Source organism: Klebsiella sp. D5A, from assembly GCF_001620885.1.
In the GTDB taxonomy this organism is placed as follows: Bacteria; Pseudomonadota; Gammaproteobacteria; order Enterobacterales; family Enterobacteriaceae; genus Klebsiella; species Klebsiella variicola.
On the sequence record NZ_LOAR01000017.1, the window covers coordinates 79,497 to 103,441 of the forward strand.

The 23,945-nt window shown below is 48.3% G+C and carries 28 protein-coding genes; 16 read left to right on the plus strand and 12 right to left on the minus strand.

What is annotated here, in order from left to right:
* Window positions 1-26: 26 nt before the first annotated feature.
* Window positions 27-833, plus strand: a complete 807-nt coding sequence (locus AS136_RS21765; protein ID WP_008806026.1) for an AraC family transcriptional regulator — start codon at window positions 27-29, stop codon at window positions 831-833.
* Between the two features lie 83 nt (window positions 834-916).
* The gene (locus tag AS136_RS21770) at window positions 917-1,279 is read left to right on the plus strand and encodes a cupin domain-containing protein (RefSeq protein WP_012542212.1); all 363 of its coding nucleotides are present in this window, start codon (window positions 917-919) and stop codon (window positions 1,277-1,279) included.
* A 54-nt stretch (window positions 1,280-1,333) separates the two neighbouring features.
* Here the strand turns inward: AS136_RS21770 and purB are convergent, their stop codons facing one another.
* Genes purB through rluE form a run of 5 tightly spaced genes read right to left on the minus strand, consistent with a single transcriptional unit; the run spans window position 1,334 to window position 5,692 of the window.
* Window positions 1,334-2,704 carry an adenylosuccinate lyase gene (purB, locus tag AS136_RS21775; protein WP_012968556.1) on the minus strand — a complete coding sequence of 457 codons (1,371 nt, stop codon included), beginning with the start codon at window positions 2,702-2,704 and terminating at the stop codon, window positions 1,334-1,336.
* A 3-nt stretch (window positions 2,705-2,707) separates the two neighbouring features.
* A complete protein-coding gene (gene hflD, locus AS136_RS21780; RefSeq protein ID WP_004140557.1) occupies window positions 2,708-3,349 on the minus strand; it encodes a high frequency lysogenization protein HflD in 642 nt (213 codons plus the stop codon).
* A 54-nt stretch (window positions 3,350-3,403) separates the two neighbouring features.
* Complete coding sequence (mnmA, locus tag AS136_RS21785) at window positions 3,404-4,510, minus strand: tRNA 2-thiouridine(34) synthase MnmA (protein ID WP_012542211.1); 1,107 nt, start codon at window positions 4,508-4,510, stop codon at window positions 3,404-3,406.
* Between the two features lie 56 nt (window positions 4,511-4,566).
* The gene (locus AS136_RS21790; RefSeq protein WP_063266974.1) at window positions 4,567-5,025 is read right to left on the minus strand and encodes an NUDIX hydrolase; all 459 of its coding nucleotides are present in this window, start codon (window positions 5,023-5,025) and stop codon (window positions 4,567-4,569) included.
* 16 nt (window positions 5,026-5,041) lie between these two features.
* Entirely contained in the window at window positions 5,042-5,692 is a 651-nt protein-coding gene (gene rluE / locus AS136_RS21795) for a 23S rRNA pseudouridine(2457) synthase RluE (protein ID WP_023297373.1), read from the minus strand.
* A 240-nt stretch (window positions 5,693-5,932) separates the two neighbouring features.
* Here rluE and icd point away from each other — a divergent pair, with 240 nt between their 5' ends.
* On the plus strand, window positions 5,933-7,183 hold the full coding sequence (gene icd / locus AS136_RS21800; protein WP_008806032.1) for an NADP-dependent isocitrate dehydrogenase: 1,251 nt from the start codon (window positions 5,933-5,935) through the stop codon (window positions 7,181-7,183).
* Between the two features lie 117 nt (window positions 7,184-7,300).
* On the opposite strand, the gene AS136_RS21805 is transcribed toward icd, so the two are convergent.
* The 5 genes from AS136_RS21805 to AS136_RS21825 form a co-directional block, all read right to left on the minus strand.
* Window positions 7,301-8,428 (minus strand): site-specific integrase, encoded by a 1,128-nt coding sequence (locus AS136_RS21805; RefSeq protein ID WP_032418030.1) that lies wholly within the window; start codon window positions 8,426-8,428, stop codon window positions 7,301-7,303.
* Complete coding sequence (locus tag AS136_RS21810; protein ID WP_012542206.1) at window positions 8,409-8,654, minus strand: excisionase; 246 nt, start codon at window positions 8,652-8,654, stop codon at window positions 8,409-8,411. Before AS136_RS21810 ends, AS136_RS21805 begins: the two co-directional genes overlap by 20 nt.
* A gap of 52 nt (window positions 8,655-8,706) precedes the next feature.
* A complete protein-coding gene (locus AS136_RS21815) occupies window positions 8,707-10,845 on the minus strand; it encodes a 3'-5' exonuclease (protein ID WP_063266975.1) in 2,139 nt (712 codons plus the stop codon).
* A gap of 141 nt (window positions 10,846-10,986) precedes the next feature.
* Entirely contained in the window at window positions 10,987-11,325 is a 339-nt protein-coding gene (locus AS136_RS21820; protein WP_063266976.1) for a hypothetical protein, read from the minus strand.
* Between the two features lie 147 nt (window positions 11,326-11,472).
* Window positions 11,473-11,679: a DUF1482 family protein gene (locus AS136_RS21825; protein WP_063266977.1), complete on the minus strand. Its 207-nt coding sequence runs from the start codon at window positions 11,677-11,679 to the stop codon at window positions 11,473-11,475.
* Window positions 11,680-11,925: 246 nt separating this feature from the next.
* Between AS136_RS21825 and AS136_RS21830 the strand changes: the two genes are divergently transcribed.
* Window positions 11,926-12,384, plus strand: coding sequence for a hypothetical protein (locus AS136_RS21830; RefSeq protein ID WP_227537797.1), 459 nt, complete (start codon window positions 11,926-11,928; stop codon window positions 12,382-12,384).
* A 329-nt stretch (window positions 12,385-12,713) separates the two neighbouring features.
* On the opposite strand, the gene AS136_RS21835 is transcribed toward AS136_RS21830, so the two are convergent.
* Window positions 12,714-13,097: a helix-turn-helix domain-containing protein gene (locus AS136_RS21835; protein ID WP_014228883.1), complete on the minus strand. Its 384-nt coding sequence runs from the start codon at window positions 13,095-13,097 to the stop codon at window positions 12,714-12,716.
* A 101-nt stretch (window positions 13,098-13,198) separates the two neighbouring features.
* On the opposite strand from AS136_RS21835, the gene AS136_RS27305 reads away from it, so the two are divergent.
* The 7 genes from AS136_RS27305 to AS136_RS21860 all read left to right on the plus strand — a co-directional run bounded on the left by AS136_RS27305 (window position 13,199) and on the right by AS136_RS21860 (window position 16,954).
* The gene (locus AS136_RS27305; protein WP_023328112.1) at window positions 13,199-13,423 is read left to right on the plus strand and encodes a helix-turn-helix transcriptional regulator; all 225 of its coding nucleotides are present in this window, start codon (window positions 13,199-13,201) and stop codon (window positions 13,421-13,423) included.
* 2 nt (window positions 13,424-13,425) lie between these two features.
* Entirely contained in the window at window positions 13,426-13,980 is a 555-nt protein-coding gene (locus tag AS136_RS21840; RefSeq protein ID WP_063266978.1) for a toxin YdaT family protein, read from the plus strand.
* Window positions 13,981-14,024: 44 nt separating this feature from the next.
* Complete coding sequence (locus AS136_RS27310) at window positions 14,025-15,044, plus strand: DnaT-like ssDNA-binding domain-containing protein (RefSeq protein WP_074158370.1); 1,020 nt, start codon at window positions 14,025-14,027, stop codon at window positions 15,042-15,044.
* A complete protein-coding gene (locus tag AS136_RS21845) occupies window positions 14,956-15,501 on the plus strand; it encodes a replication protein P (protein WP_228140425.1) in 546 nt (181 codons plus the stop codon). Before AS136_RS27310 ends, AS136_RS21845 begins: the two co-directional genes overlap by 89 nt.
* Window positions 15,502-15,514: 13 nt before the next feature.
* Window positions 15,515-15,955, plus strand: a complete 441-nt coding sequence (locus AS136_RS21850) for a PerC family transcriptional regulator (protein WP_063266979.1) — start codon at window positions 15,515-15,517, stop codon at window positions 15,953-15,955.
* 2 nt (window positions 15,956-15,957) lie between these two features.
* Window positions 15,958-16,170: a hypothetical protein gene (locus AS136_RS21855; protein WP_063266980.1), complete on the plus strand. Its 213-nt coding sequence runs from the start codon at window positions 15,958-15,960 to the stop codon at window positions 16,168-16,170.
* Between the two features lie 289 nt (window positions 16,171-16,459).
* Window positions 16,460-16,954 carry a hypothetical protein gene (locus AS136_RS21860; protein ID WP_063266981.1) on the plus strand — a complete coding sequence of 165 codons (495 nt, stop codon included), beginning with the start codon at window positions 16,460-16,462 and terminating at the stop codon, window positions 16,952-16,954.
* 143 nt (window positions 16,955-17,097) lie between these two features.
* Here AS136_RS21860 and AS136_RS21865 read toward each other — a convergent pair whose 3' ends face one another.
* Window positions 17,098-18,093, minus strand: a complete 996-nt coding sequence (locus AS136_RS21865; RefSeq protein WP_063266982.1) for a DUF6896 domain-containing protein — start codon at window positions 18,091-18,093, stop codon at window positions 17,098-17,100.
* 757 nt (window positions 18,094-18,850) lie between these two features.
* On the opposite strand from AS136_RS21865, the gene AS136_RS21870 reads away from it, so the two are divergent.
* The 5 genes from AS136_RS21870 (at window position 18,851) to AS136_RS21895 (ending at window position 23,940) form a co-directional block, all read left to right on the plus strand.
* Window positions 18,851-20,593, plus strand: a complete 1,743-nt coding sequence (locus AS136_RS21870) for an AAA family ATPase (RefSeq protein ID WP_063266983.1) — start codon at window positions 18,851-18,853, stop codon at window positions 20,591-20,593.
* A gap of 80 nt (window positions 20,594-20,673) precedes the next feature.
* A complete protein-coding gene (locus AS136_RS21875) occupies window positions 20,674-21,534 on the plus strand; it encodes a DNA adenine methylase (RefSeq protein WP_063266984.1) in 861 nt (286 codons plus the stop codon).
* 222 nt (window positions 21,535-21,756) lie between these two features.
* Window positions 21,757-21,990, plus strand: a complete 234-nt coding sequence (locus tag AS136_RS21880) for a DinI-like family protein (RefSeq protein ID WP_063266985.1) — start codon at window positions 21,757-21,759, stop codon at window positions 21,988-21,990.
* A 326-nt stretch (window positions 21,991-22,316) separates the two neighbouring features.
* On the plus strand, window positions 22,317-22,709 hold the full coding sequence (locus AS136_RS21885; protein ID WP_063266986.1) for a LexA family protein: 393 nt from the start codon (window positions 22,317-22,319) through the stop codon (window positions 22,707-22,709).
* Between the two features lie 199 nt (window positions 22,710-22,908).
* Window positions 22,909-23,940 (plus strand): DUF968 domain-containing protein, encoded by a 1,032-nt coding sequence (locus AS136_RS21895; RefSeq protein WP_063266987.1) that lies wholly within the window; start codon window positions 22,909-22,911, stop codon window positions 23,938-23,940.
* Window positions 23,941-23,945: the final 5 nt, after the last annotated feature.

Here is a 23,945-nt window from a genome sequence, read left to right on the forward strand (position 1 = left end):
CTCAATGACGCCGCAGGTTATCCATTATGTCTCAGCAGAAAAGTGCGGACTGGGTCAGGCTGGCGCAGTCGCCCAGTCAGACGGAACGCATCGAAGCCTTCTTCGGCGGCCACGGCTACGAGCCGCACCGGCATGATACCTATGCTATCGGCCAGACGATCGCCGGCGTGCAGAGCTTTCACTATCGCGGCGGACTCCAGCACAGCCTGCCCGGCGGGACGATGGTGCTTCACCCGGACGAAATACACGACGGCGAGGCGGGCACCGAGGCGGGGTTTCACTACCGCATGGTCTATATCGAACCGGCGCTGATCCAGAAGATACTCGGCGGCAGGCCATTGCCGTTTATCCCCGGCGGCCTGTCGGCGGATCCGCGCCTGCGTTGCGCCGCGCAGCCGTTGTTAAAAGCGGTCACGGACACCTTCGAGCCGCTGGAGGAAGAGGATGCTCTGTACGACCTGGCGCAGACCCTGGCTGTGGTCGGCGGGCAGCGTTCCCGTCGCCAGGCATTTGACTATCAGGCGGCGGAGAGGGCCCGGGAGTATATCCATGCCTGTTTTATGCAGGATATGACCCTCGACACCTTATCGCAGGTCAGCGGCCGGGACCGCTGGAGCCTGAGCCGGGATTTCAGAACGCTGTACGGCACCAGCCCGTGGCGTTACGTCATGATGCGCCGGCTTGATTTTTGCCGCCAGCGGATGCGCGCCGGGGAACGTCTGGTGGATATTGCCGCCGACGCGGGGTTTGCCGATCAGAGCCACATGACGCGCCAGTTTATCAGCCGCTTTGGTCTCTCTCCGGGCCGCTGGCTGCGGGCGATCCGCGGCTAGCGCGGTTCAGGTTGCACAATCGTTCAAGCGTGACCGCGGCGAGGCGAACTATGCTGACTGCCTTTATCACAAGGAGACAGCCCATGTATCAACTCGTTAATCTTGCTCAGAAATTTTCCCTGTTCAGCGAACAATGGCAGCCCAAAGTGGTGGCTGAGATGAACGACTATCAGTTCAAGATCGTGCGCATCGCCGGCGATTTTATCTGGCACAGCCACCCGGAAACCGATGAGACACTGATGGTGGTGGAGGGGGTATTACGCGTGGACTTCCGTGATGGGCACGTGCTGGTGAAGGCCGGGGAGATGATCGTCGTGCCGCGCGGGGTGGAACATAAGACCTCGGCGGAGACGGAAGCGAAGCTCATGCTGATTGAGCCGCGTGGCGTGCTGAATACCGGCCATGAGGGCGGCGAGCGGACGGCGGTGAACGACGTCTGGATCTGATTGCTTTCCGGCGACAAAACGCCCCTCTTTCCGGCGGAAAGAGGGGCAGGGCGATTATTTCAGCTCGTCAACCATGGTGGTTGCCCGACCAATATAGTTGGCCGGAGTCATCGCTTTGAGGCGCACTTTTTCGTCTTCCGGCAGGGCGAGGCTGTCAATAAACTGCTTCATCCCTTCCGCGTCAACGCGTTTGCCGCGGGTCAGCTCTTTCAGCTTCTCGTACGGTTTTTCGATACCGTAACGGCGCATCACGGTCTGGATCGGCTCAGCCAGTACTTCCCAGTTGTGATCCAGTTCGTCCAGCAGGCGATCCTGGTTCAGCTCCAGCTTGCTGATCCCTTTGAGGGTGGACTGATAGGCGATCAGCGCATAGCCGATTCCCACGCCGAGGTTACGCAGGACGGTGGAGTCGGTCAGGTCGCGCTGCCAGCGGGAAACCGGCAGTTTGCTGGCCAGGTGCTGCATGACCGCATTGGCCAGGCCGAGGTTGCCTTCGGAGTTTTCGAAGTCAATCGGGTTCACCTTGTGCGGCATGGTGGAGGAGCCGATCTCTCCGGCGATGGTCTTCTGTTTGAAGTGGTTGAGCGCGATGTAGCCCCACACATCGCGATCGAAATCGATCAGAATGGTGTTGAAGCGCGCGATGCAGTCAAACAGCTCAGCGATGTAGTCATGCGGCTCGATCTGGGTGGTGTACGGGTTCCACTGAATCCCCAGCGAGGTGACGAACTCTTCGCTGAACTGATGCCAGTCGACTTCCGGGTAGGCCGCGATGTGGGCGTTGTAGTTACCCACCGCGCCGTTGATTTTACCGAGGATTTCCACCTGGTTCAGCTGACGGTACTGGCGCTCCATACGGTAGGCGACGTTCGCCATCTCTTTACCCATGGTGGACGGCGTTGCCGGCTGACCGTGGGTACGGGAGAGCAGCGGCACATCGCGGTACTGGGTTGCCAGATCTTTTACCGCGTCAATCAGCTTGCGCCAGTAAGGCAGAACCACTTCGTCGCGGGCGGTTTTCAGCATCAGCGCGTGGGAGAGGTTATTGATGTCTTCAGACGTACAGGCGAAGTGAATAAACTCCGACACGGCGTGCAGCTCGGCGACGTCAGCGACTTTCTCTTTCAGAAAATACTCTACCGCTTTCACGTCGTGGTTAGTGGTGCGCTCGATGGTTTTGATGCGCTCCGCGTCTTCGACGCTGAAATCGGCGACGATTTTGTCAAGGAAACCGTTTGCGTCGGCAGCAAAAGCAGGAACTTCCTTGATCGCTGCGTGGGCGGCCAGTTTTTGCAGCCAACGTACTTCCACCTGAACGCGGAATTTCAGCAAACCGAATTCGCTGAAGATACCGCGCAGCGCGCTGACTTTATCGCCGTAGCGGCCGTCTACAGGGGAAACGGCGGTCAGTGAGGATAATTCCATAGATCACAACTCCGGGGTTAAATGAGCAAGAATTTGCTTTGCCTGGTTAACCAGACGATTACGGGAAAACATAAGCTGCAGACGTCCGCCGCCCACCTGATGCCAGAGCACCGCGGCGCGAATACCCGCCAGCAGCGCTGAGCGAACTTTCGCCTGCACCTGCGGGCTTTGCAGCACGGCAGGGGAGCCGGTCACCTGAATACGCGGCCCCAGCGGGCTTATCACGTCAACATAGATGCCTGCCATGGCGCTGAGCAGCGTTTCGGACTGCAGGTCAAAGTGTTCCAGTTGACGGTGCAGGCCGGCGATGCGGTTGCCGAGCGTGTCCATCGCCCCTTTACTGGCGGCGAGCTTGCGCTCCAGCACCATCAGGCTCAGGGTATAGCGCGTCAGTTCAGCATTGAGGCCCTGACGGCTGCTGGTATTGAGCACCCCGAGCAGCGTTTCAAGGCCGAGGCGAAGATTGGCTTCACTGCCACCGAACACCGCCAGCGTCGACTCGGGATCGAGGTCGATGATGCTGTTCAGCGACACATGCAGGGCATCGCTGTCGCAATGTCCCTGATGCGCCAGTTGCTGAACCAGTCGTGCCGCCTGGCAAACGCCAGCCAGCGCCAGCGTGATGTCATAGTAATTCTTCGCCACACATACTCCTTGTCAGCCGTCGGGGCGGTTCGTCCCGACGGAAATAACGCGCGTTCAGGACTGCAGAGGCAGTCGTTGTTCAATAATTCCGCCGCCGAGGCACACTTCACCCAGATAGAACACTGCGGACTGGCCCGGGGTGACCGCCGCGACCGGCTCATCAAAGCGAACTTCGATACGGTCTTCATCCAGCGCGGTGACGGTGCAGGGGATATCGGTCTGGCGATAGCGGGTTTTCACCGTGCAGCGCAGGGTGCCCTGCAGCGGTTCACGGTCAACCCAGTGCAGCTGTTGGGCAATCAGGCCGACGGACATCAGGCGCGGGTGGTCATGGCCCTGGGCGACGATAAGAATATTATTCTCAACGTCTTTATCGACCACGTACCACGGATCTTCGCTACCCTCTTTGGTGCCGCCGATGCCCAGCCCTTTACGCTGGCCCAGCGTATGGTACATCAGCCCCTGATGGGTACCGATCTCCTCGCCGTCGACGGTGAGAATTTTGCCCGGCTGCGCCGGCAGATAGCGGCCAAGGAAATCGCGGAATTTACGTTCGCCGATAAAGCAGATGCCGGTGGAATCTTTTTTCTTCGCGGTGATCAGATCCAGCTCTTCGGCGATCTTACGCACCTGCGGTTTTTCCAGCTCACCCACCGGGAATAGGCTCTGGGCAATCTGCTCGTGGCTAAGGGTATAGAGGAAGTAGCTCTGATCTTTGTTACCGTCGAGGCCGCGCAGCAGCTGGCTTTTGCCGTCGACATCGGCGCGGCGCACATAGTGCCCGGTGGCGATGTAGTCGGCGCCGAGGTCTTCGGCGGCAAACTCGAGGAAGGCTTTAAACTTGATCTCTTTATTGCACAGAATATCCGGGTTCGGCGTGCGGCCGGCTTTGTACTCTTCCAGGAAGAGCTCAAAGACGTTGTCCCAATATTCGGCGGCAAAGTTAACGGTGTGCAGTTCAATGCCCAGCTTATCGCAGACCGCTTGCGCATCGGCAAGGTCGGCGGCGGCGGTGCAGTATTCCTCGCCGTCGTCTTCCTCCCAGTTCTTCATGAACAGGCCTTCCACCTTATACCCTTGCTGCAGCAGCAGGTACGCGGAGACCGAGGAGTCGACGCCGCCGGACATGCCGACGATCACTTTTTTCTGGCTTTCTGACATGGAAATACTCGCTACATTGAACTTCGAGGCGGCGTATTCTAGCACGCGCTCACCGTTCATTCACCCCCTGTGAACGGCCAGTTAAATGCGCCAATCAGCGACAGCGGCTGGCGCGGGTCCTGCAGGTAGCAGCGAATGCTTTCGGCAACCAGCGGCGAGCGCAGGTTCGGCGCGTTAAGAATTTCCTCAGCACTGAGCCACAGGCAGCGATCGATATCGCTGTCATGCGGTTCGGTGGCGCACAGATCGCTAAGTTCGATGGCGAACAGGAAGCGCAGAAACGGGGTGTTATCGGGAGCGACCCACTGGTGCATGCGAATGAAGTGCTGCGGCGTGGCGCGAATGCCGGTCTCTTCCCACAGTTCGCGTTCGGCGGCCTGCAGCAGCGTCTCATTGGCCTCCAGGTGGCCCGCCGGCTGGTTCCACAGCGCTTTGCCGTTAATGGTCTCTTCGACGATGAGGAATTTATTCTCGGCGTGAACCACGCAGGCAACGGTGACATGAGGTTTAAACATCGCTTTTCCTTTTTAGTTATTCGGCTTTACGCCATTCGCCGTTGGCCAGCCCGTCAAGCGTATAGCCGCCCATGGCGTAGCGGATCAGACGCAGGGTGGGGAAGCCGACGTGGGCGGTCATCCGGCGCACCTGGCGGTTACGTCCCTCGTAAAGGGTGATTTTCAGCCAGCGGGTGGGGATCGATTTGCGCTCGCGAATAGGCGGGTTGCGCGGCCACAGCCATGCGGGCTCCTCCACCACTTCCACGCCAGCAGGCAGGGTGGGGCCATCGTTGAGCGTGACGCCGTTGCGTAGCGCGGCCAGCGCCTCGGCGGTGGGTTCGCCTTCCACCTGGACGTAGTAAATCTTGCCGGTGCGTTTACCCGGCTGGGTTAGCTTCGCCTGCAGCGCGCCATCGTTGGTCAGCACCAGCAGGCCTTCGCTGTCGCGGTCAAGACGACCGGCGGCGTAGACGCCCGCCACGGGGATAAAATCTTTCAGCGTGCTGCGCCCGGCTTCGTCGGTAAATTGCGGCAACACATCATAGGGTTTATTGAACAAAATCACAGTTTTTGGCTGGCGTTCTTTACGTTGTCTGGTGACTTGTTGTGTGCTGAATCGCTCAACGCGATGTTTTCTAAATGAAGTTTTCTGCATGGTATTTTCAGGCTCTATCAATTGCCGCATTATAGCCTAATTACGAATGCCTTTCATGGACGCAAACATTCAGGTAGTATTGACATGCTCATTACAAATTATTAACAAAAAATTGCTCAAACCGATTCGCACTACAGGCAGGAAGGCGACACGGACGCGATAGCTCCGCTTAGCGGGAAAACCCGGTACGCTGGAGCTGGCCGACTCAGCCAACACCAGGCTCGCGTGAAGAGGGAAGAGCAGAACCAGAAGCGCTCGAAGGAGAGGTTAATGGAAAGCAAAGTAGTAGTTCCGGCGGAAGGTCAAAAAATCACCCTGCAAAACGGCAAACTGAACGTCCCTCACAATCCGATTATCCCGTTCATTGAAGGCGACGGTATCGGCGTTGACGTTACCCCAGCGATGCTGAAAGTGGTTGATGCCGCCGTTGAGAAAGCCTATAAGGGCGAGCGTAAAATTTCCTGGATGGAAGTTTACACCGGTGAAAAATCGACCCAAGTCTATGGCCAGGATGTCTGGCTGCCAGCTGAAACCCTCGATCTGATTCGTGACTACCGCGTTGCTATCAAAGGTCCTCTGACCACCCCAGTCGGCGGCGGCATCCGTTCTCTGAACGTGGCGCTGCGCCAGGAGCTGGACCTCTACGTCTGCCTGCGTCCGGTACGTTACTACCAGGGCACCCCGAGCCCGGTTAAGCACCCTGAACTGACCGATATGGTTATCTTCCGTGAAAACTCAGAAGATATCTATGCCGGTATCGAGTGGAAAGCCGACTCTGCTGAAGCAGACAAAGTCATCAAATTCCTGCGCGATGAGATGGGCGTGAAGAAAATTCGCTTCCCGGAACATTGCGGCATCGGCATCAAGCCGTGCTCTGAAGAAGGCACCAAACGCCTGGTTCGCGCCGCGATTGAATACGCGATCACCAACGATCGTGATTCCCTCACCCTGGTGCACAAAGGCAACATCATGAAGTTCACCGAAGGCGCGTTCAAAGACTGGGGCTACCAGCTGGCTCGCGAAGAGTTCGGCGGCGAGCTGATCGACGGCGGCCCGTGGGTGAAAATCAAGAACCCGAACACCGGCAAAGAGATCGTGGTGAAAGACGTGATCGCCGATGCGTTCCTGCAGCAGATCCTGCTGCGTCCGGCGGAATACGACGTTATCGCCTGTATGAACCTGAACGGCGACTACATCTCTGACGCGCTGGCGGCACAGGTTGGCGGTATCGGTATCGCCCCGGGCGCCAACATCGGTGACGAGTGCGCGCTGTTCGAAGCGACTCACGGTACTGCGCCGAAGTATGCTGGCCAGGACAAAGTGAACCCGGGCTCCATCATCCTGTCCGCAGAGATGATGCTGCGCCACATGCAGTGGTTCGAAGCCGCAGACCTGATCGTCAAAGGCATGGAAGGCGCTATCGCCGCCAAGACCGTGACCTATGACTTCGAACGTCTGATGGAAGGCGCTAAACTGCTGAAATGTAGCGAGTTTGGCGACGCGATTATCGCGAACATGTAATCTGGCCCTCAGATTATGTCAGAACGGGAACCTGGTGGTTCCCGTTTTTATTATTAGCTTTCGAACGGTTATCAAAATTTTATCAAAACAAGTTATCAAAACCCCTCCCGAAAAACCTCATAAGGCCACCGTTGTCCACCCCTTACCTCGATCATCATGGTACCTATCCGTTTGTTGTTGAGTTTTATGTCCAAGTAAATCTTTCGTGTTTATACCCTGGGCTTTATATAACCGCTCGGAAAGCGATCTTTGTTCATGGAAAGTTGCCGGTGTACCTTGTCCCCAGTCAATATCTGCACTGTCTCTTGCCTTGCTGAAATTCATGGTCAGTGTTCTGGGTTTCACCTGCGCTCCTCGCTCAGCCTGTGAGGTGGTTCTAAAGAAATGAACCAAATAAGGGCTTACTGCATAATCCCGGCAACGACTGATTACATCTCGGAGGCTCCAATTGATTGCGTTGCAACGCAGAGCTAATGGTATAGCGATTTTGCTTCCGGTTTTCTCTTGCTCAACGTGTAGATGATCGTCCCAGATGTCCGAGAATTTCATACGGGATATATCACCTAGTCGCTGTCCTGTTACTATGGCTAAAAGCATGGCGTTCCCCATGTATTTGTGATTTTCATCGGCTATATCAAAAATCTTTTGCCATTCCTCCAGAGTGAGGCGCTGGCGAGTGATCTTTCTACGAGGTTGTTTAGTTGCTAGTGCAGGGTTATAACCAGGAGGTACTTCTCCCGCATGCTGAGCTTCTTTAAAAACATCTATTAGGACAGAGCGAATGACCTGAGCCATTCTGGGTTGTCCCTCCGCTAAATATTCATCAAGAATTTGCGCAACATCTCGAACATTGACAGCGGATATTAATTTCATTCCTACACGTTCCTTAAGCAGAGATACTGGTTTTGCTTTTTGTTTGATAGTGTTTTCTTTAATATCTCCGGACTTTAATCTTTCCTGCTGAATCTTCCAGTAACGTTCAAGCCAGGTGTTAGTTGATATTGATTTTCCTGAGTTGGTGGATATTCTGTCAGTGATTGCCATTATCTGGCGGGTTTGCTGTTCCGCCAGTCTTTTATTTGCTTCAATAGCTATTGCCGTGGCCTCTGCTTCATCTGTACCTAGACTATGAAACTTACCAGTTATCGGGTGCTTATAACGCCAGTATACTTTATTAACCTTTCTACTGTAGAGCGGGTATAAATTTGGAATAGATATATTATTTTTACGTGGTCTGGCAGCCATCGTTCAAAATCCTCTGCAAAAGAACAGGGTCGCTTTTCTTTACTACAGGAGTGGTCAATGTACCGACCAACTCAGCATCCTCCCTGACGCGCCAGAATCGACCTTCTTTTTTGGCTGGGGGAGAAAACATATTCTGTTTAGCATAATTCCTGAGAGTGGAAACACTTGGAGGATTGCTTCTGTATTTCTCGTTTGCCCACTCTTCAAGGGTTAACATCTGGAGCATATGTTTTACCTCATTATGGCCCATTGCTGGGCCAGTATCTGAAAATAAAAAATCAGTTTTGCATCAATTTTTGCAGCACCTGATTGCCGGAAATTATTCGCTGCCAGATTGCTGATACATAGCGGGCCTGATGAATAGCATCAGCGAGGGCATTGTGACGATCACCTTCAAACGGGATCGTTGTTTTGGGGTCGAAGCCAATGGCCTGGCCGAGCTCTACCATTGTTCGTACGTCCCGATCGTTCCAGTATTCCCACGGATAATCTTCAGCAATGCAATCGTAAGAAGAACGCAGAATGGAGTTATCGAATGACGCACCGTTACCCCATACCTGTGCCTTTTTGCTCCCGCCAGCAACATTATCAGAGACAAATTCTCTGAACTGGAGTAATGCATCCAGCAACGGGATAGCATCATCATTTACGATCGCAGAGCGTGCTTCGGAGGACTGCTTAAGCCACCAGATAACAGTAGATGGATCGATTACGGCGCCCCAGTTCACAGAGGATTCAAGGCATACGACTTTATAGAAACTTTCTCCAATAGAGCCGGTTGCCGGGTCAAAAACAACCGCACCAATAGCGACGATAGGGGCGTTATGTTTTTTACCCATGGTTTCCAGATCAACCATAACGTGAACATAATCAATAGGCTGATCTTCCTCCTTATTATGAGGACCGGATTCAATATCTACAGCATCCGTTTGATGAACAACTTCATCTGTTTTTTCTTTTTGGTTAACCTTGCCCGTAACGTCAACAAGACTGTCAATGGAAAATACTCCGTCCCCAATTTTTGAAACTTCAAGCTGCCTGGTCTTAGAAAGGTCTTCGGTTACCCACTTCGGATCCGTAGGGTCGCTAATCCCTTCAACATATTCGCCGCGCTCGGAGGCCAGAACCTGATTAGCGTCTGGACGTTGCTTTTGAGCCTCTTTTACCAGTTCGGTACCAACTGCTTTAAAGTCGGAGGAGAGTGTTTCCAGGTTTGCGCTGCTATCCTCTCCGGTGATTGCTTGGTTTATTGCATCCAGAGTGACTGCAGCAGATGGAATATGCCCCGCCTTGGCAAGCGTTTCAGCGCTCGGGGTATCATGCTTATGTTCAGTCAGATTCGCGTTGATGTAGCCACGCAACCGATCTGGAAAAGGAGTTATTCCACCGGATGCTTCCCTGATCAGTGCAAAAATCGCTGCACGGGAATAATCAAGGATGCCTGGTGTGCTCCGTAATGCTGCAGACCATTCTTTAAATGGACTTTCTTTCTTCTGTACTATTTCCTTTGCGCGGCGGTGGACTGATGCCGGAAAATTATAGATATCAAAATCCATAGGCATCGTTGCAAGAGCGATCTCTATATCCAGAGTATCCAGCGAATGCTGATAATCCGGATTGCGGTCAGTTTTGTTACCGCCCCCAGCATTGGCGCCGGCATCGGTTTTGTTTATTGAGGTGATATAGTTTCCAGCAGCCCATTCCTTTGTAAGGATCCCGCGGTCAATGTGCGACGTTTCACGCCACAATTTGGCGAACTGAATTTGCTTGCCGAGCTCATGGCGTTTCCCCACAGGAAATACGCTCTTAAATGCACTGGTAAATTTCCACAGGCCAGGCATATCATATTTTTTAAGCTCCGGAATATTTTCTGCCGTCAGCAGCAGATTCTGCACACCGTGATTATCCGTATCCATTTCCATCGCTGAAAGGCGGTTACGATGAGGAATGCTAATGTGATACACGTGACGCTCGTCGGCCATATACTGGGCAAGCAGCTGCGTGCGGAATGACATTTCCGCCAGGTTGAAGAGTGCTTCTTCATTGTTCGAATAGTCCTCTTCATCGCTATTTGCAGGAGAGATATCGTTTTCTGGTTTACTGGAGGGCTGTGGTTCAGCAGCCGCCGGCGCAACGATTTTTTGCCATGTCAGCCCGTCTTCACCACCAAGCTCGTAGCGATCGCACCAGGTGTCATCCAGTACACCTTCTTCCGGTAAGTCATCAACGATGAGCCAGTTGGTGCGGATCGGCAGCTGATGGCTGGCGCCGCGGCCAACGTTAATTTCAGCGTCTTCCAGGATGTCCAGGATTTTGCGCTCGGCGCGAGAATCGGATTTAGCAGAGAACCAGCAGAAGAGACTTTTCGCTTCGTTTGCTTTTGCCTTAGCTTTAATGAGATACGGGTAGTTGTTCATTGCGTTTGGGCTCCTTTGGATTGTAAGATACCCGGCAGCTGATGGCAGCCGCCCTGGTGGTGGTCATTGGTCAAAACTCGATTCCGGAAAGCTTTGGTCGGCTGACCGGGTACTTAACCCGCCTTGCGCGGGTTTTGTGCTTTATGAGGCTTCTGCAGGCTCTTTGCCGTAACCAGGGTATTCCTCTAGCACTTTTATTAAGGTTGCTTGCGCTTCCTGATGCTGCTGCGTAAGAGCCAGTTTTATTGCTGTTCCAAAGGATTCGGCAATCAGCTCAAACTTCCTTGCAAGCCTGGCCGTTTCATCGACTTGTTCGCCCATGGCTTCCATTTCGAAGTTATGTTCAGTCCATACTTCGTCTAAAACATCCTCTTCAACTTCATCACGCAGTGCCTCTTTCACCTCGAGGACCGGCAGGATACCAATGAGTTGCTCAACTGGTGTGTTACTGAATTTCAATGCCAGATCATTAGCTGACATAAAGCCTCCGGAAAAAGGCCCGCCTTGGGCGGGCAAAGATAATTTTTCCAATTTAACCAGAACAGGCCTCGCCTCCTGTTTGGTTACGATGGTGGTATTACCATCACAATGCCCTGTGCACCGGGCATTAGGCTGGTAAGCCATTGGTCAAAATTCGATTAAAAAACCCACAGCAGGCTGTTGGTCGTCAGCCATTTTTTGTGCCTTTCGGTAGGGGAGGCACTGGCCCTGTACTTTTTGTTCATCGGCGTTGCTGTTGCAACTGGCCTCTGATGGATAAACACCGATCAGAACATCAGAGCATTCACCAGTGAGAGCACATACGCTGATGACAAGGGCAAACAGGGTATTCATGCCTCAGCCTCAGGGTTTCCTTTCTGCGCCAGCAAGTAACACAGCTGGCGTAGTCTCACCTCGAACCAGTTCAGGCGGGTCGCCTGGTTCCCGGTAGGTACTCGGGCAAAATCCTTCATAGTTATCTCCAGTTAACTCAGTATTAGGATGTGGTTTTGCAATGCGGCGCCGGGTGCCTCCCGGTGACGGCAGCCAGTTAACAACTACCGCCGACAACTTTTTCCCCACAACGTGTGAATAACCGCCATGTTTACTTTTTTAACTGTGTCGCGTGCGCATAGCCGCATTCACCGCATTGCAAACCCTACTAGTCGTCATGCCTGTCTTTTCACCACTTCAGGCTCGGTGGTATTCTTGGCGTTCTCACACAGCCAAATAAAAGAGAGCAAAATGTCTCGTAGCCCTATACCTGTCTTCTGGTACGAAAATCCCGCTCACTACGAAGAATTCCAAAAAATCCTTTCAGATGCTTACGTCCTTCCCTTTGACTACCACGACTGGCGTATCCGCACCGATAGCATGGTGGAGCGCTACGAAAACAGCGGTATCCAGGCTGTGAAGGTGGTAGCCAGCACTTACGATTTCATCACCTGGTGCCAGGCCCATGGACGTGATATCAGTACCAAAAGCTGCAATGATTACGCGGTCTCCGAATCGGGCCTCCAAATCCTGCGCGACAGAGAGTTTGATTGGGGAGACGAGTAAAAAGTAAATTTTCCCTATCTTGGATATATCTATTCTCATAGTGATGTCCTATCTCATGCCTGTAACGCCGGCCGGCGGAACGTTTAAACCTGCTGCGAATTCTTCTTGTCGTCATCTCATCCGGTGTTTCGTATGCCGCCGGCAGCTACTTCGTGGGCTTCCTGCCTCAATGACCCATACTGCTTTGTGTGTTTTGAAGTTTCACATGTCGTGAAATTGTTGTCAATACAAAATGTGAAATCAAAATTACTCATTTTGTGTAATTTATTGGTAAGGGTACAAAAAAACCGGCTCAAGGCCGGTTATGCAATGCTTATTTTTTGATTGAGTTAGGTGGGGTTGTATCTTCCGCGTAGGTATTTTTCTACATACTCATCAATTTCTTTAAGTCTAAGCTCAAAGGTATCGATCATGCGTTCCTGTTCAGCTTCAGGCAATTGATTGAATAGGGAAAGAACCCTTTTTTGTTTGTCTGTTAACCAGTTCGATGGATCACTTTGTTCGCCAAATAAAATCATAACGGGCGTGGTGCCTAATGCTTTCGCTAAGGACAATGCATCATCTACACCAACGTTTCGATTGCCATATTCATAATTGGCGACACGCGACGCCCCAGACCAGCCACATAATTTCGCAAGCTGCCCTTGGCTCATTCCTTTCTCAGTTCTTAGCGCCTTGATGCGCTCACCGATTTCTTCAGCAAGTGTCTTCATACCCTCACTTTATCACGAAGAGTGAATATTGGTGATTCACGTTTTGTATTGACAGTTATTTCACGATATGTGAACATCGTTTTACACAACAGGAGAACTGTATGAACTACATTTCGCATTTACGGAAAAAAGCCAACATTTCGCAGCAAGCCTTGGCTAAGGCGGCTGGTTGGAACCAACCTCGGTTAGCCAACTATGAAAAATCCTTACGCGTTCCAAGCCTAGCTGATTCTCGTCATATCGTGGCCGCACTTAATACGTTAGGGGTTAGTTGTTCGCTTGATGATGTATTCCCTCCAGAACCCTCAAATCCTAGGGAGAAATAAAAATGCAAACCATCTCTTTTGAAAATTATACCCAAGACATGGCGGTGCAACTGAAAACCAAAAATCACTATTCGCTGACGCGCCGCGATCGCCAGAAGTGTAGGGCTATTTTTGCCGCTGTTCAGGAATGGGAATCTTCATTACCTGGTCGCGCGCAGGAACTCGTCGCACAGCTGGTGGCCGAACAGTGGGAGAAACAAAACGGTCGCGGCATCAGCGTTAATAAACAAAATCTGTACCGCTACCTGAAAAACGAATCTGGATCAGAGAAGTACACCAGTTACGTCATACAGCTTTCAGGAGCGATCGCTGATGCAATGCCTATTGAGATTGCGCGCAAACACGGATTGAAACGTGGATTGACTGAAAGCGAGCTGGTGGCTCAAGCAATCAAAGAGTGTAGCGAAGCGCACCAGGCAAAATTGCTTGGCGCTCCGTTGCAAAAGTTAGAGCGTGAAATTCGGGAGGCAGCAATTGCACTTTTTAACATGCTTCCTGCAGATGCGGCGGGACCACTACTGGCGAGCATAAGCGCCGTAGCGCCACAGTTTTTTTAATCGAGTTTTGACAATGAGTACCGTACAGAAAATAGGGGGGCTTCATGAGCATTGACGCAATGCGATGGGCCAAAAAAGTCAAGACAGGGAAGTCCTCTGCAAAAGCTGTTCTGACCTGGATGGCTGACATGTGCGGAGCTGATCTCTGTGCTTTTCCATCCATTCCTGCGCTGGCTGAAGCAACTGAGCTGGATAAGAAAACGGTCCAGTCGAGCCTGCAGTATTTGGTTTCGATCGGGCTTATTGAAGATACAGGTGAACGGCGTGGAAAGACTAAACAAATCCCGGTTTACCGACTTCTTGGTGTGGAAGAAAGCGTTGCTGAAATTGAACACACCCAAAAACGGGAACATTACCAAAAACGGGATCGTTTAAACATACCCGAAAACGGGGTTGTTACAGCTGAAAAGGCACCCGAAAACGGGACTGTTTCCTGTACGCAAAACAACCAAACGATCCCGTTTTTTCCGTCAAACGATCCCAAAAACGGGATCCGGAATCTACCAGAGGAACCAAAAGATATAACCCCCACACATAGGGTTCTGGTCGAACCAGTTGTGCCTGACTATCCGAATCAACCGGGAATAGTTCCTGGTGAAACACAAGCATTCGGAAAATTTGCGATGTATTTCGGGTGGAAACCTTCCGAGGATTTTCCCCGACTGGCAACCATTTGGGGAATGCCATTAAGACCGGGGATAAATCTTGCTGCCGAGTTAAGCAGCTTCATCGCGTACTGGCAGGCTGAAGGCAGGGCGTTTCACCAGGTCCAGTGGGAGCAAAAACTAGCAAGACATCTTAACCGTGCGGAAGTCCGCCAGAAAAAACCAGTGAATGGGGGTAACGATCATGTGGGAGTACGAGCAGAGCCAGCAGCATCCAGAGCTGTTCAACAGATTCGAGCCGCCCGTGAGCAACGGTTGCGAGCTGCGGGAACAGACGGCCGTAGAAACGGCGTGGCGCCTATGGGAAGTGATGGGCGAAATCTTTTCGAACCGATGGATCCTGAAGAACGGAGAGGAACCATCAGAACTCTGGATCGCTCAGATTGGGTCGATGAGTGAAGCCCAGATTACGCTGGTTTGCCGGCAGTGCATGGAGCGTTGCGCCGCGGGCAGCACATGGCCGCCGGATCTCGCTGAGTTCGTCGCGCTGGTATCTGCTAGCGGTGCTAACCCGTTCAATCTGACATCCGATGCAGTGATGGCGGAGTACAAACGCTGGAGAAACGAGTCTTACCGATATTCGGGAAGCGACAAATACCCATGGAAACAGGATGTTCTGTATCACATTTGCATTGAGATGCGCAGAACCGGAGCTGAGAGGAACCTGACGGAGGGAGAGCTGAAAAAACTGGCAGATAACTTACTCACGAAATGGACCAAACACCTGGCTAACGGGTTTTCGATTCCGCCAATTCGTCAGCAGTTGGCAGCACCGAGACATCCAGTGGGACCGACGCCAGCACAGATTCTGATGGAAGAGTACAAACGCCGCAAGGCGGCAGGTTTAACCAAGTAAACGAGTTTTGACCATGGACAAACAATCAAAAACCAAAGTAACCAAAGCACAGATGGTGCTTGCCATCGTTAGCCGGACGCCAGAATGCGTCCTGCAGGATGTCTGCGATGCGCTCGACTTGCAAGCCAGTACAGCAGGTAACTTGCTGCGGCAGCTCCATGCCGCGGGAAAACTCTATCGTACCCATAACGGCTACCAGTACGTCTATCGAGTGGTTGCAGGTGTTGAGGTTCCCAATGTTGCCCTGCCGCAGACTGCAACACCATTATCTGAAGAGAATGTGAAAAAAGTCCAAAACGCACTGTCCCTGGCGAAGACGCTGGAAGACAAAAAGCTGTGGCGCCGGGCTGCGACTGTTTATACATCGATGCTTGGAATGACAACAACAGCAAACGAGCTCTGGTTGCTTGCCAGAATGCGCAACCGCTGCCTGCGCAACGCGGCGAGGTGCTGACTATGGCTAAAAGAACCCTACTGCAGAAGGTGTGGGATGTTCGGAGGATTATTGATTTTGTAAAAAAGCATGGGCGCATCACAACCGAACAGGTAGCTAGAATGACCGGACTTCCCGTAAAACATATCAGGTTACAGAGAGAACCAAGGGGAGCATTTGCCATGGACGCCTGGCAGCAATCCACCATCGTCGTGCAGCTATCGAGTTTGACTTGATGGAGTCTGTTTAACAAATGCAAGGATTTATAACAATTGAAAAATAAATATCGGCAACAAGATATAGGTGGTAGTACAAATTCAGACAGCAATGCTTGTAGATTTACTGGACATTATAGTCGCGCATATGTTAATAAAATGTTCTAGTTGCAGTTGTGGGGCCTGAGTTGTGGCGGTTCTTTGGAACCGCCATTCATGCTAAGTAATTTGGACCTATGGCATGTTCACAAATGTCAATTTAAGAATGTATTTTTTTAATCAAAAGTGAAGGAGAATGTGAGGGATATTTATGGATGTTGAATACATGCGTGATTTTTTGGGGCTTTCTCAGGACATCCCTGCGTCGGTGTTGCATGAATTTCAAAAGCTCAGTCTTGCGTATTCGTATACTGAAGCACGCTTTCTAGGTGGAAATGCAACTTTTAGAAAGGCCGGCATTTATGCCGAAGTTTTTGTTCGTGATACAAATATCGATGTTGAGCAATACTTTTCTTTCTTTAAAGATCGTTATCTGATGGCAGTGGGTGCTGAAAGAAGACTAGAGGTTCTATCTAATTTCAATAGAGGCATAATAAAAAAAATACGTAACAAGTTAGAATTGGAAAACCCAACTAAGAAAGATAAAGTAGAGGCTATATTCATGGTGGTTATGAGGTTAAGGAATAATGCATTACATGGTAATAAAGCTAAATATCTTTTTGATAAAGAACAGGCTTTACTTTTCGCGCAAGCAAATAATTTCTTGTCGGAGTATTTACGTTATTCCCCAATGAAACAAGACTAGCTTTTCATAACGAACATTTTCAGAAGTGCGGGGTGGATAAAAGGGTTAGGAAATAACACACCTTATTTATTTTCTGCGCCTCGACCTTTTTCTGCGTTAAACAAGAGACGGCTTTATTAAAGATAAGTTAACGATGCTGGATGCTAGCGTATATTTTTATTTTTTACGCGAGGTTGATTTAGTGCGAACAGCTCGCTTTCTCCTTTGCGCCCATTTCTTATATAGTGTACTTCACATAAAACTCTATACTTCGAAAAAAAAATCGATAATGCTGTATGCAATTCGCGAGCCCATGACAGACGCTCAACATCTTTATCGAAAAAATGGGATAGAAAATCACTATTCTCTCTCATATGGAAAACATTATTTCTAAATTTTCTTAGTGAATCTGAATGCGCTTTCATCAACGTCCCTATTTCATTAGAAATAGGTAATAATTCTTGAAAAGTATTAGGGCGTTCATTATTCAGTAAAAGCCGGATGTTTAGCCCTCGAAAACCTTCGCATACAACACCTAAAAAACCTAACCATGTTACAAGGTAAGTTCTCCACTCAAATTTATCTTGACGGTTCAAAAGCCCTTTCTTTTTCATTCTTTCATTAAGCTTGTCGTACTTTTTAAACATGAGGTCAGCTGTTTCAAAATAATGAATCTGGAGTGTTAATACGCGGTCTCGATCGCGACAAGGTAGCATATCATCAGGATTCCGGGCGTCTGTATCTGATGCATAAATAAAAGGAATACCTGTAAAATAGTAAAGGTTATTGTTCAGGGGTGCTATCAGTCCATTATCTAACGCACTCTTCAGCTGTTCATTAACTTCCTCATAATTTCTGAAGCCATAAGATGACAAATTACTTCCAGCAAATTCAGTTAACCACCACGAATTAAAGCCACCTACTTCACCCTGTTCCCCGAAGTCAAAGTCCACCCCCTTTGAATTTAGATACACCCGGCATCCATAGCCATGTTTATAATATTTTCGCCCGTCTTCTAACTCACCTAAAATAGGTATATGATACTCGAGCCATTCATAACAACTGGACGGCATCTGAATACCTGAACGATACATGCTTTTTAAGGCACTCTGAACATTACTTTGAAAGTCAATAATCAAGCGATAAAGATTTTCATTCATTCTGCCAGCTCGCTTTGTATTTTTGCAATAGGAGTTGAAAATTCCCATCGAAACATAAAAGATATTGCTATTGATTATATCGTCATTTCTTAGGGATTGGAACCTTCTACCATGATTTGAGCATTTTTGAGTTGTAAGTTGGTAATATTTAGAATTTCCTTCCTTAATGTAGGTCTCTCATTTAGACTATCAACTCCTGAGCTTTCTGTTTATGAGAAAAATCATCCAGTTGCTAAAAATGCTACTTTTAATAAAGTACAAGCGGTTGTGGATAAGGTAATGATAAATAGCAGATAATATATAGGCATGCTGTTCATGTCTACGCTGCAAGAGCACTAAGTGAAGGAAAATATGCTATCTCATAATTGAGAGACTTTTTAAAGAAGCAATGATAAGTACAATGGTAAACTCATTAACTCATTATGTTGAATATCATACTGCTGAAAAATATTCCTGCCTCACAGCAAGAAGTTTCATTAAATGTTTAACTTGTACTAGCAAGCTAATAGGGGGCAAGTTGATATCGTTGGACATAATTATTAAGCTATCCATCTTTGACGACTCCGTAGCACATGGGAATTAAAAGTAAATAAAAGATTATATTTTGTACTTTCTCTGTTAATTCAAGCCGGCTAAGCAGACTTTTGATTTGGATATGCAAGGCTCTCTGTATCAATAAGAGGTATTTCTTGAATTGAAGTGAAAAAAAGTATATATAGTATTTATAAAAATCACTTACGCAAGAAAGGAATTTATCGTGGCTAAACCTTTAACTAAACTCCGTAGTATGCATGTGGAAGCCTTTCGCGGATTAAAAAATGTAAATATCGCCTTCGGAGAGCGTATTACTGTTATTTGCGGCAAAAATGGCACGTCAAAATCTACAATACTTGGTATTATTGCACAAATTTTTAGTTTCTCTCATGATTATTCAAAGGAACCAGCGGAGTCATTAGGTTCCTTTCGGACCCTTACAGGGAATCGCTTCAAGTCACAATTTAGTGAACATTTTAGATTTTCAAGTAAATTTGATGCACCCGGCGGGATGGAAGTGCAAATAACTCTATATGATGGTGCTTTTCAAAAAGAATTAAATAATTTAAGACTTGGTCTTGTTGATTCAAAATATCATCAGAAAGCAAGACCAGTCCTCAGAAATAATGATGTTTTAGGGAATAAAAATACCAGCCGTAATGTTACTCATCCTGTAATATATCTTAGCCTTCAGAGGCTTCTACCTATAACATTGAGGCCTGAGTATAGCGAGAGGGATGAGCAATATATCATTGATAATAAAAATGAAATATTAGCAATGAACAGAAGGCTACTCATTAAGGAAAATGGAACCTCCATTACTGCGACTACAGGAACTATTGACTCAATGGTTGTACATGGAGACTACTATGACCACGAATCTGTTTCTGTCGGCGAGGATAACGTAGGACAAATTATACAAGCCATATTTTCTTTTAAAAGATTGAAAGAAGAGCTTAAAGATTATCATGGCGGTATTCTACTGATTGATGAGGCGGATGCAGGACTTTTCCCTGCTGCTCAAATTGAACTAATTAACGTTCTTAAGAGAATGGCTAGTAAGCTTGACTTACAAATCGTAATGACTTCTCACTCGCCAATACTTATAGAGGAAGTATTTAAACTTAGCCAACTTGCTGATAAAGATTATAGAACGGTGTATCTCACAGATACATATGGTCCTATTTCGGCTAAGACAAATCTATCATGGCCAGAGATTAATGCTGATTTACTGGTTGATACTATAAAAGTTGATGCTGAAGAGGCATTTCCTAAAATAAATGTATATTTTGAGGATTTTGAGGGGTATTTGTTTTTTAAACAACTAATAACAGAACGACATATAAATAAAATTCTCACGCCACTGAAGGATGTAAATATTAGCTGCAATACTTTGCTTGATTTGATGGCACGTAAAATTCCTGAGTTTATCAATAAAAGTATCATAGTTTTAGATGGTGACGTAGTAAATGATAACGGTCCGAATGCTAAAAAAGCAAAAGCTGAAAAAAGCCTATGCTTGTTGCCGACAATTCTTCCACCTGACCAGCTTTTATTTGAGTTCATGTATAATTTGGATAAGGAAGACTCATATTGGCAAAAAAATAATGGCTTCACAAAGGTAGTGTTTCTTAAAATTAGCGCTGATATAATAGAAAGGCTGAATATAGTCGAGGAAAAAATATCTCTATCAGATGTTATCAAGAATTACAGAAAAGGTAAAAGTGCGGAAAGTGTTAAAGGAGAGTTAAGAACTTTATTCAAGTCTTTTGCTCAAAATGATAAAGTTCGAGAGCTTTTAACTGGTCCGGTAAATAAAAACCCCTTTAGATATTGGCTAAAACATAACCCAGAATATAAAGTTGAATTTAAGAATAAATTTGAATCTAGCTTGATTAATGCGCTCATCAATGGCTTTGGCATTGAGTCTGGCAAAGTGTATGGCTATCTTCAAATTGATAAGTGATTGTTTTTACGTTGAATTATTGTATGGCCATAACCTTTTCAAATTTGGTACAATATTGGCTGATACATACGAGGTGCTTTATGCGGTTTAATACGCCATTACGTTATCCAGGCGGTAAGGGTAAATTGTTCAATTTTATGGATAAAATCATAGGAATGAATAAGTTACAGGATCTGCATTACGCAGAGCCATACGCGGGTGGTGCAGGTTTGGCGTTGAAGTTACTTTTTAAAGAAAGTGCTTCACAAATATATCTTAATGATTTGAATCTTGCTGTATATTCTTTTTGGGATAGTGTGCTCAATCGAACTGATGAATTATGCCACATGATTCTGAGAACTGATGTTACAATGGATGAGTGGCATTTTCAGAAATCAATAATTACGAACCCTGAAAATCAGGATCTTCTTCAACTTGCATTTGCTACATTCTTTCTTAATAGAACAAATCGCTCTGGTATACTTAAGGGGGGAGTGATCGGAGGCAAGAATCAATCAGGAAAATGGAAATTGGATGCCAGATACAATAAGGAGGATTTGATACGGCGGATTAAACTAATAGCCGAAAAAAAGAATCAAATTCATGTTTTTAATCTCGATGCTAATGATTTTATTACAAAAGTAATAATGGCATTGCCACAGAATTCTTTGACATATTTTGACCCTCCATATTATGTTAAGGGGAAAGGGTTATATGAAAATCATTATTTACATGAGGACCACGTTCTAATTTCTACTAGAATACAGTCTGAGATTAAAACACCTTGGATAGTTTCATATGATAATGTTTTGCCAATTCGTACGATGTACAGTTCTGCTAAAACTTTATCTTATGGAATCAATTATAGTGCTCAAGAGCGTTATACCGGAGATGAAGTAATGTATTTTAGCAATGGTCTAAAGTACCCGGAATGTGCTGACCCAGCAAAATTTAAAGTGTAATTAATTTCACATTTTAATTGTAACCCCTCATTTTGAACATCATCTGCTCAGGTGGTGTTCTACAGACCATGCCCCTTGCCTTGATGGTAATTCCACTTATTTTATATGTACCTACAGGGAGGATATACCTCCATTACTTAACAATTCGTGCTGTTAAACCATTGATCAATCACAAGTATAGGTGTACTGTATATACATACAGCTTAAGCGATGGAGGCGTCTATGAAAGTTAAGTTAAGCATTGATTATACTAAAAAAATCTCTAAAGTCTCAGTTCAGGTGATGGAACAACAATTACTGAGTGGGTTCCAGAATCAATTCGGCGAGTACAGTCTGGTTATACGCCGTACAGGCACTGAAGGGTTTACTGTTTACGGTGGTAAAAAAGAGGTTAAGAACACGATTGAGGAAATCCTCTTGCAGACTTGGGAAAGTGCAGACGACTGGTTTATTTGATACAGCTTGCAAGGACTTTCCAGTGTGAAGGGGAGGATTGGTGAAACATAAACAGGAATTACCAAGTAAGGGCTACGCGGTTATTCGGTGTCACGATGGGGCTATTGTTGCAAGACTGCACTCATTTCCGGAATCTGGGCGCGCGCTCATGTACAGACGCGGTGATGAGGTGTCATTCATGCCGTTACAGGATGATGATATTATAGGAACACCGACACTCTTTACGCAGATGCTTGAGCGTGCTGGTTATCGCGTTTGCAAGAATTCTGTTACACTCCTTTCATAGGCCTGAACAACCTATACCTGCTGCGTCGCGGAGATAAACCATGACGCAAACCCCCGAAATATCAAAATTCCATCAGACTGGTGCTCCTTCATCGAGCGCCGGTTTGCTTTCGTCTTCAAAACTAACTTTTCGACAGCAGGAAGTTTTCGATCTGCTGGTGGCCTACATCAATCAGCATGGCTACCCACCTACGCTATCTGAGCTGGCCGATATGCTCGGCGTTAGCTCGTCTAATGCTGTCCTGTTGCATCTGCGTGCGTTAGAGAGAAAAAATTTTATAAAACTCTCTCGCCGTGTCTCCAGAGGAATTTCCATCGTCGGGCGAAAGGAGCCTGTGCTCGCCGTGCAGCTGCTGCAGGAAATGATCGCTGAAGAACCCGGTGCGCGTGAAAGAGCGATTGAGTTTTTGCGACTGTTCGGTGATCAGCCATGAAGAAAAGTTGGTTTTTACACGAGCAACTTTCAGAGGCTGAGGCTACAGAGCTGGTGGAGCGATACCGTAAAAATAACTGTGTGGTTGAGAAAAGCTTGTCCAGAGACTTTGCATCGTGGGAGATCCGCGTGCTGTTGCCGGAATCGAAGAAGCCGCCACGGATTGACAGGACCTACATACAGAAGATGTGGAGGGACTGATGCGAGCTTTGCTTAACGTGGATATTGCACGCCATCTTGGAATTGTGCTGCTTAAGCCGGGTAGTGAATTAATGCCGTTATTCGGTGCCGGCCGAGTTCTTGTTGAAATGCCGCCGGCAAGCATGAAAAAGATACCCAGTGGACGTCTTCCTGATGCCCGGCAGCCGTTGCGGGATGATATGGGGATCAGACCTTTTTTCATGAAGAAGGCAGTTATCACTGCAGCTGGTGGGGTTAGTGCCCTCGAGTCATGGTTGCGTAGGCAGGTTAAAAACTGTCAGTGGACACATTCCGATTACCATCACCATGAGTTCGTCCCGTTTCGCCATGCGACGGGTGTAATAATCGCATGCTGGCACTGTGATAATGAGCTGAAAAACCAAACGGAACAAACCCTCGATCAACTGGTAGGTGTTAACAACGCTGACTGGGTAATCGACACTGCCCGCATCGCGCTTGGTCTGGACGCTCAGCGCTCATTGTCACTGGCGGAGCTATGCTGGTGGGCGGTAGGCGCCGGTATTGGCGATGAAATTACAGAAGAAATGGCGCGCCGATCCCTGCGTATTAAAGACGATGGCATTAAATCGGTTTACAGGGAGAGTGAGATTATTCCGTCGGTACCGGCCACCAGTATTCTTTCTCCCCGTCTCGAAAAAACAATCAAGCCAACGGCAATAACAACGCCGGGCAAGCCTCTGGTTCCTGTGAACGTCGATCCTGTTGCTCCGGCGACACTATTCGCGAGACCTAAGCGGAGCCGATGGTTATCAGCTGACTTTATCTCATGGGTTAAAAAACAGCCGTGTATGTGCTGTGGGCAGCCTGCAGATGATGCACATCATCTTATTGGCTGGGGGCAGGGCGGCGTAGGCACCAAGGCACACGATATTTTTACGATCCCATTATGCCGCAAGCACCACCGCGCTTTGCACCATGACCCTGCCGCTTTTGAGCGTGAATACGGCACCCAGCCGGTATTAATTATTAAATTGCTGGACCGGGCATACGCGCTCGGCGTTCTGGCGTAGTAAGG

Coding starts and splice junctions, on each gene's coding strand:
- AS136_RS21765 (WP_008806026.1), top strand. CDS start 27: ATGTCTCAGCAGAAAAGTGCGGACTGGGTCAGGCTGGCGCAGTCGCCC.
- AS136_RS21770 (WP_012542212.1), top strand. CDS start 917: ATGTATCAACTCGTTAATCTTGCTCAGAAATTTTCCCTGTTCAGCGAA.
- purB (WP_012968556.1), bottom strand. CDS start 2,704: ATGGAATTATCCTCACTGACCGCCGTTTCCCCTGTAGACGGCCGCTAC.
- mnmA (WP_012542211.1), bottom strand. CDS start 4,510: ATGTCAGAAAGCCAGAAAAAAGTGATCGTCGGCATGTCCGGCGGCGTC.
- AS136_RS21790 (WP_063266974.1), bottom strand. CDS start 5,025: ATGTTTAAACCTCATGTCACCGTTGCCTGCGTGGTTCACGCCGAGAAT.
- rluE (WP_023297373.1), bottom strand. CDS start 5,692: ATGCGGCAATTGATAGAGCCTGAAAATACCATGCAGAAAACTTCATTT.
- icd (WP_008806032.1), top strand. CDS start 5,933: ATGGAAAGCAAAGTAGTAGTTCCGGCGGAAGGTCAAAAAATCACCCTG.
- AS136_RS21805 (WP_032418030.1), bottom strand. CDS start 8,428: ATGGCTGCCAGACCACGTAAAAATAATATATCTATTCCAAATTTATAC.
- AS136_RS21810 (WP_012542206.1), bottom strand. CDS start 8,654: ATGCTCCAGATGTTAACCCTTGAAGAGTGGGCAAACGAGAAATACAGA.
- AS136_RS21815 (WP_063266975.1), bottom strand. CDS start 10,845: ATGAACAACTACCCGTATCTCATTAAAGCTAAGGCAAAAGCAAACGAA.
- AS136_RS21820 (WP_063266976.1), bottom strand. CDS start 11,325: ATGTCAGCTAATGATCTGGCATTGAAATTCAGTAACACACCAGTTGAG.
- AS136_RS21825 (WP_063266977.1), bottom strand. CDS start 11,679: ATGAATACCCTGTTTGCCCTTGTCATCAGCGTATGTGCTCTCACTGGT.
- AS136_RS21830 (WP_227537797.1), top strand. CDS start 11,926: ATGTTTACTTTTTTAACTGTGTCGCGTGCGCATAGCCGCATTCACCGC.
- AS136_RS21835 (WP_014228883.1), bottom strand. CDS start 13,097: ATGAAGACACTTGCTGAAGAAATCGGTGAGCGCATCAAGGCGCTAAGA.
- AS136_RS27305 (WP_023328112.1), top strand. CDS start 13,199: ATGAACTACATTTCGCATTTACGGAAAAAAGCCAACATTTCGCAGCAA.
- AS136_RS21840 (WP_063266978.1), top strand. CDS start 13,426: ATGCAAACCATCTCTTTTGAAAATTATACCCAAGACATGGCGGTGCAA.
- AS136_RS27310 (WP_074158370.1), top strand. CDS start 14,025: ATGAGCATTGACGCAATGCGATGGGCCAAAAAAGTCAAGACAGGGAAG.
- AS136_RS21845 (WP_228140425.1), top strand. CDS start 14,956: ATGGGCGAAATCTTTTCGAACCGATGGATCCTGAAGAACGGAGAGGAA.
- AS136_RS21850 (WP_063266979.1), top strand. CDS start 15,515: ATGGACAAACAATCAAAAACCAAAGTAACCAAAGCACAGATGGTGCTT.
- AS136_RS21855 (WP_063266980.1), top strand. CDS start 15,958: ATGGCTAAAAGAACCCTACTGCAGAAGGTGTGGGATGTTCGGAGGATT.
- AS136_RS21860 (WP_063266981.1), top strand. CDS start 16,460: ATGGATGTTGAATACATGCGTGATTTTTTGGGGCTTTCTCAGGACATC.
- AS136_RS21865 (WP_063266982.1), bottom strand. CDS start 18,093: ATGAATGAAAATCTTTATCGCTTGATTATTGACTTTCAAAGTAATGTT.
- AS136_RS21875 (WP_063266984.1), top strand. CDS start 20,674: ATGCGGTTTAATACGCCATTACGTTATCCAGGCGGTAAGGGTAAATTG.
- AS136_RS21880 (WP_063266985.1), top strand. CDS start 21,757: ATGAAAGTTAAGTTAAGCATTGATTATACTAAAAAAATCTCTAAAGTC.
- AS136_RS21885 (WP_063266986.1), top strand. CDS start 22,317: ATGACGCAAACCCCCGAAATATCAAAATTCCATCAGACTGGTGCTCCT.
- AS136_RS21895 (WP_063266987.1), top strand. CDS start 22,909: ATGCGAGCTTTGCTTAACGTGGATATTGCACGCCATCTTGGAATTGTG.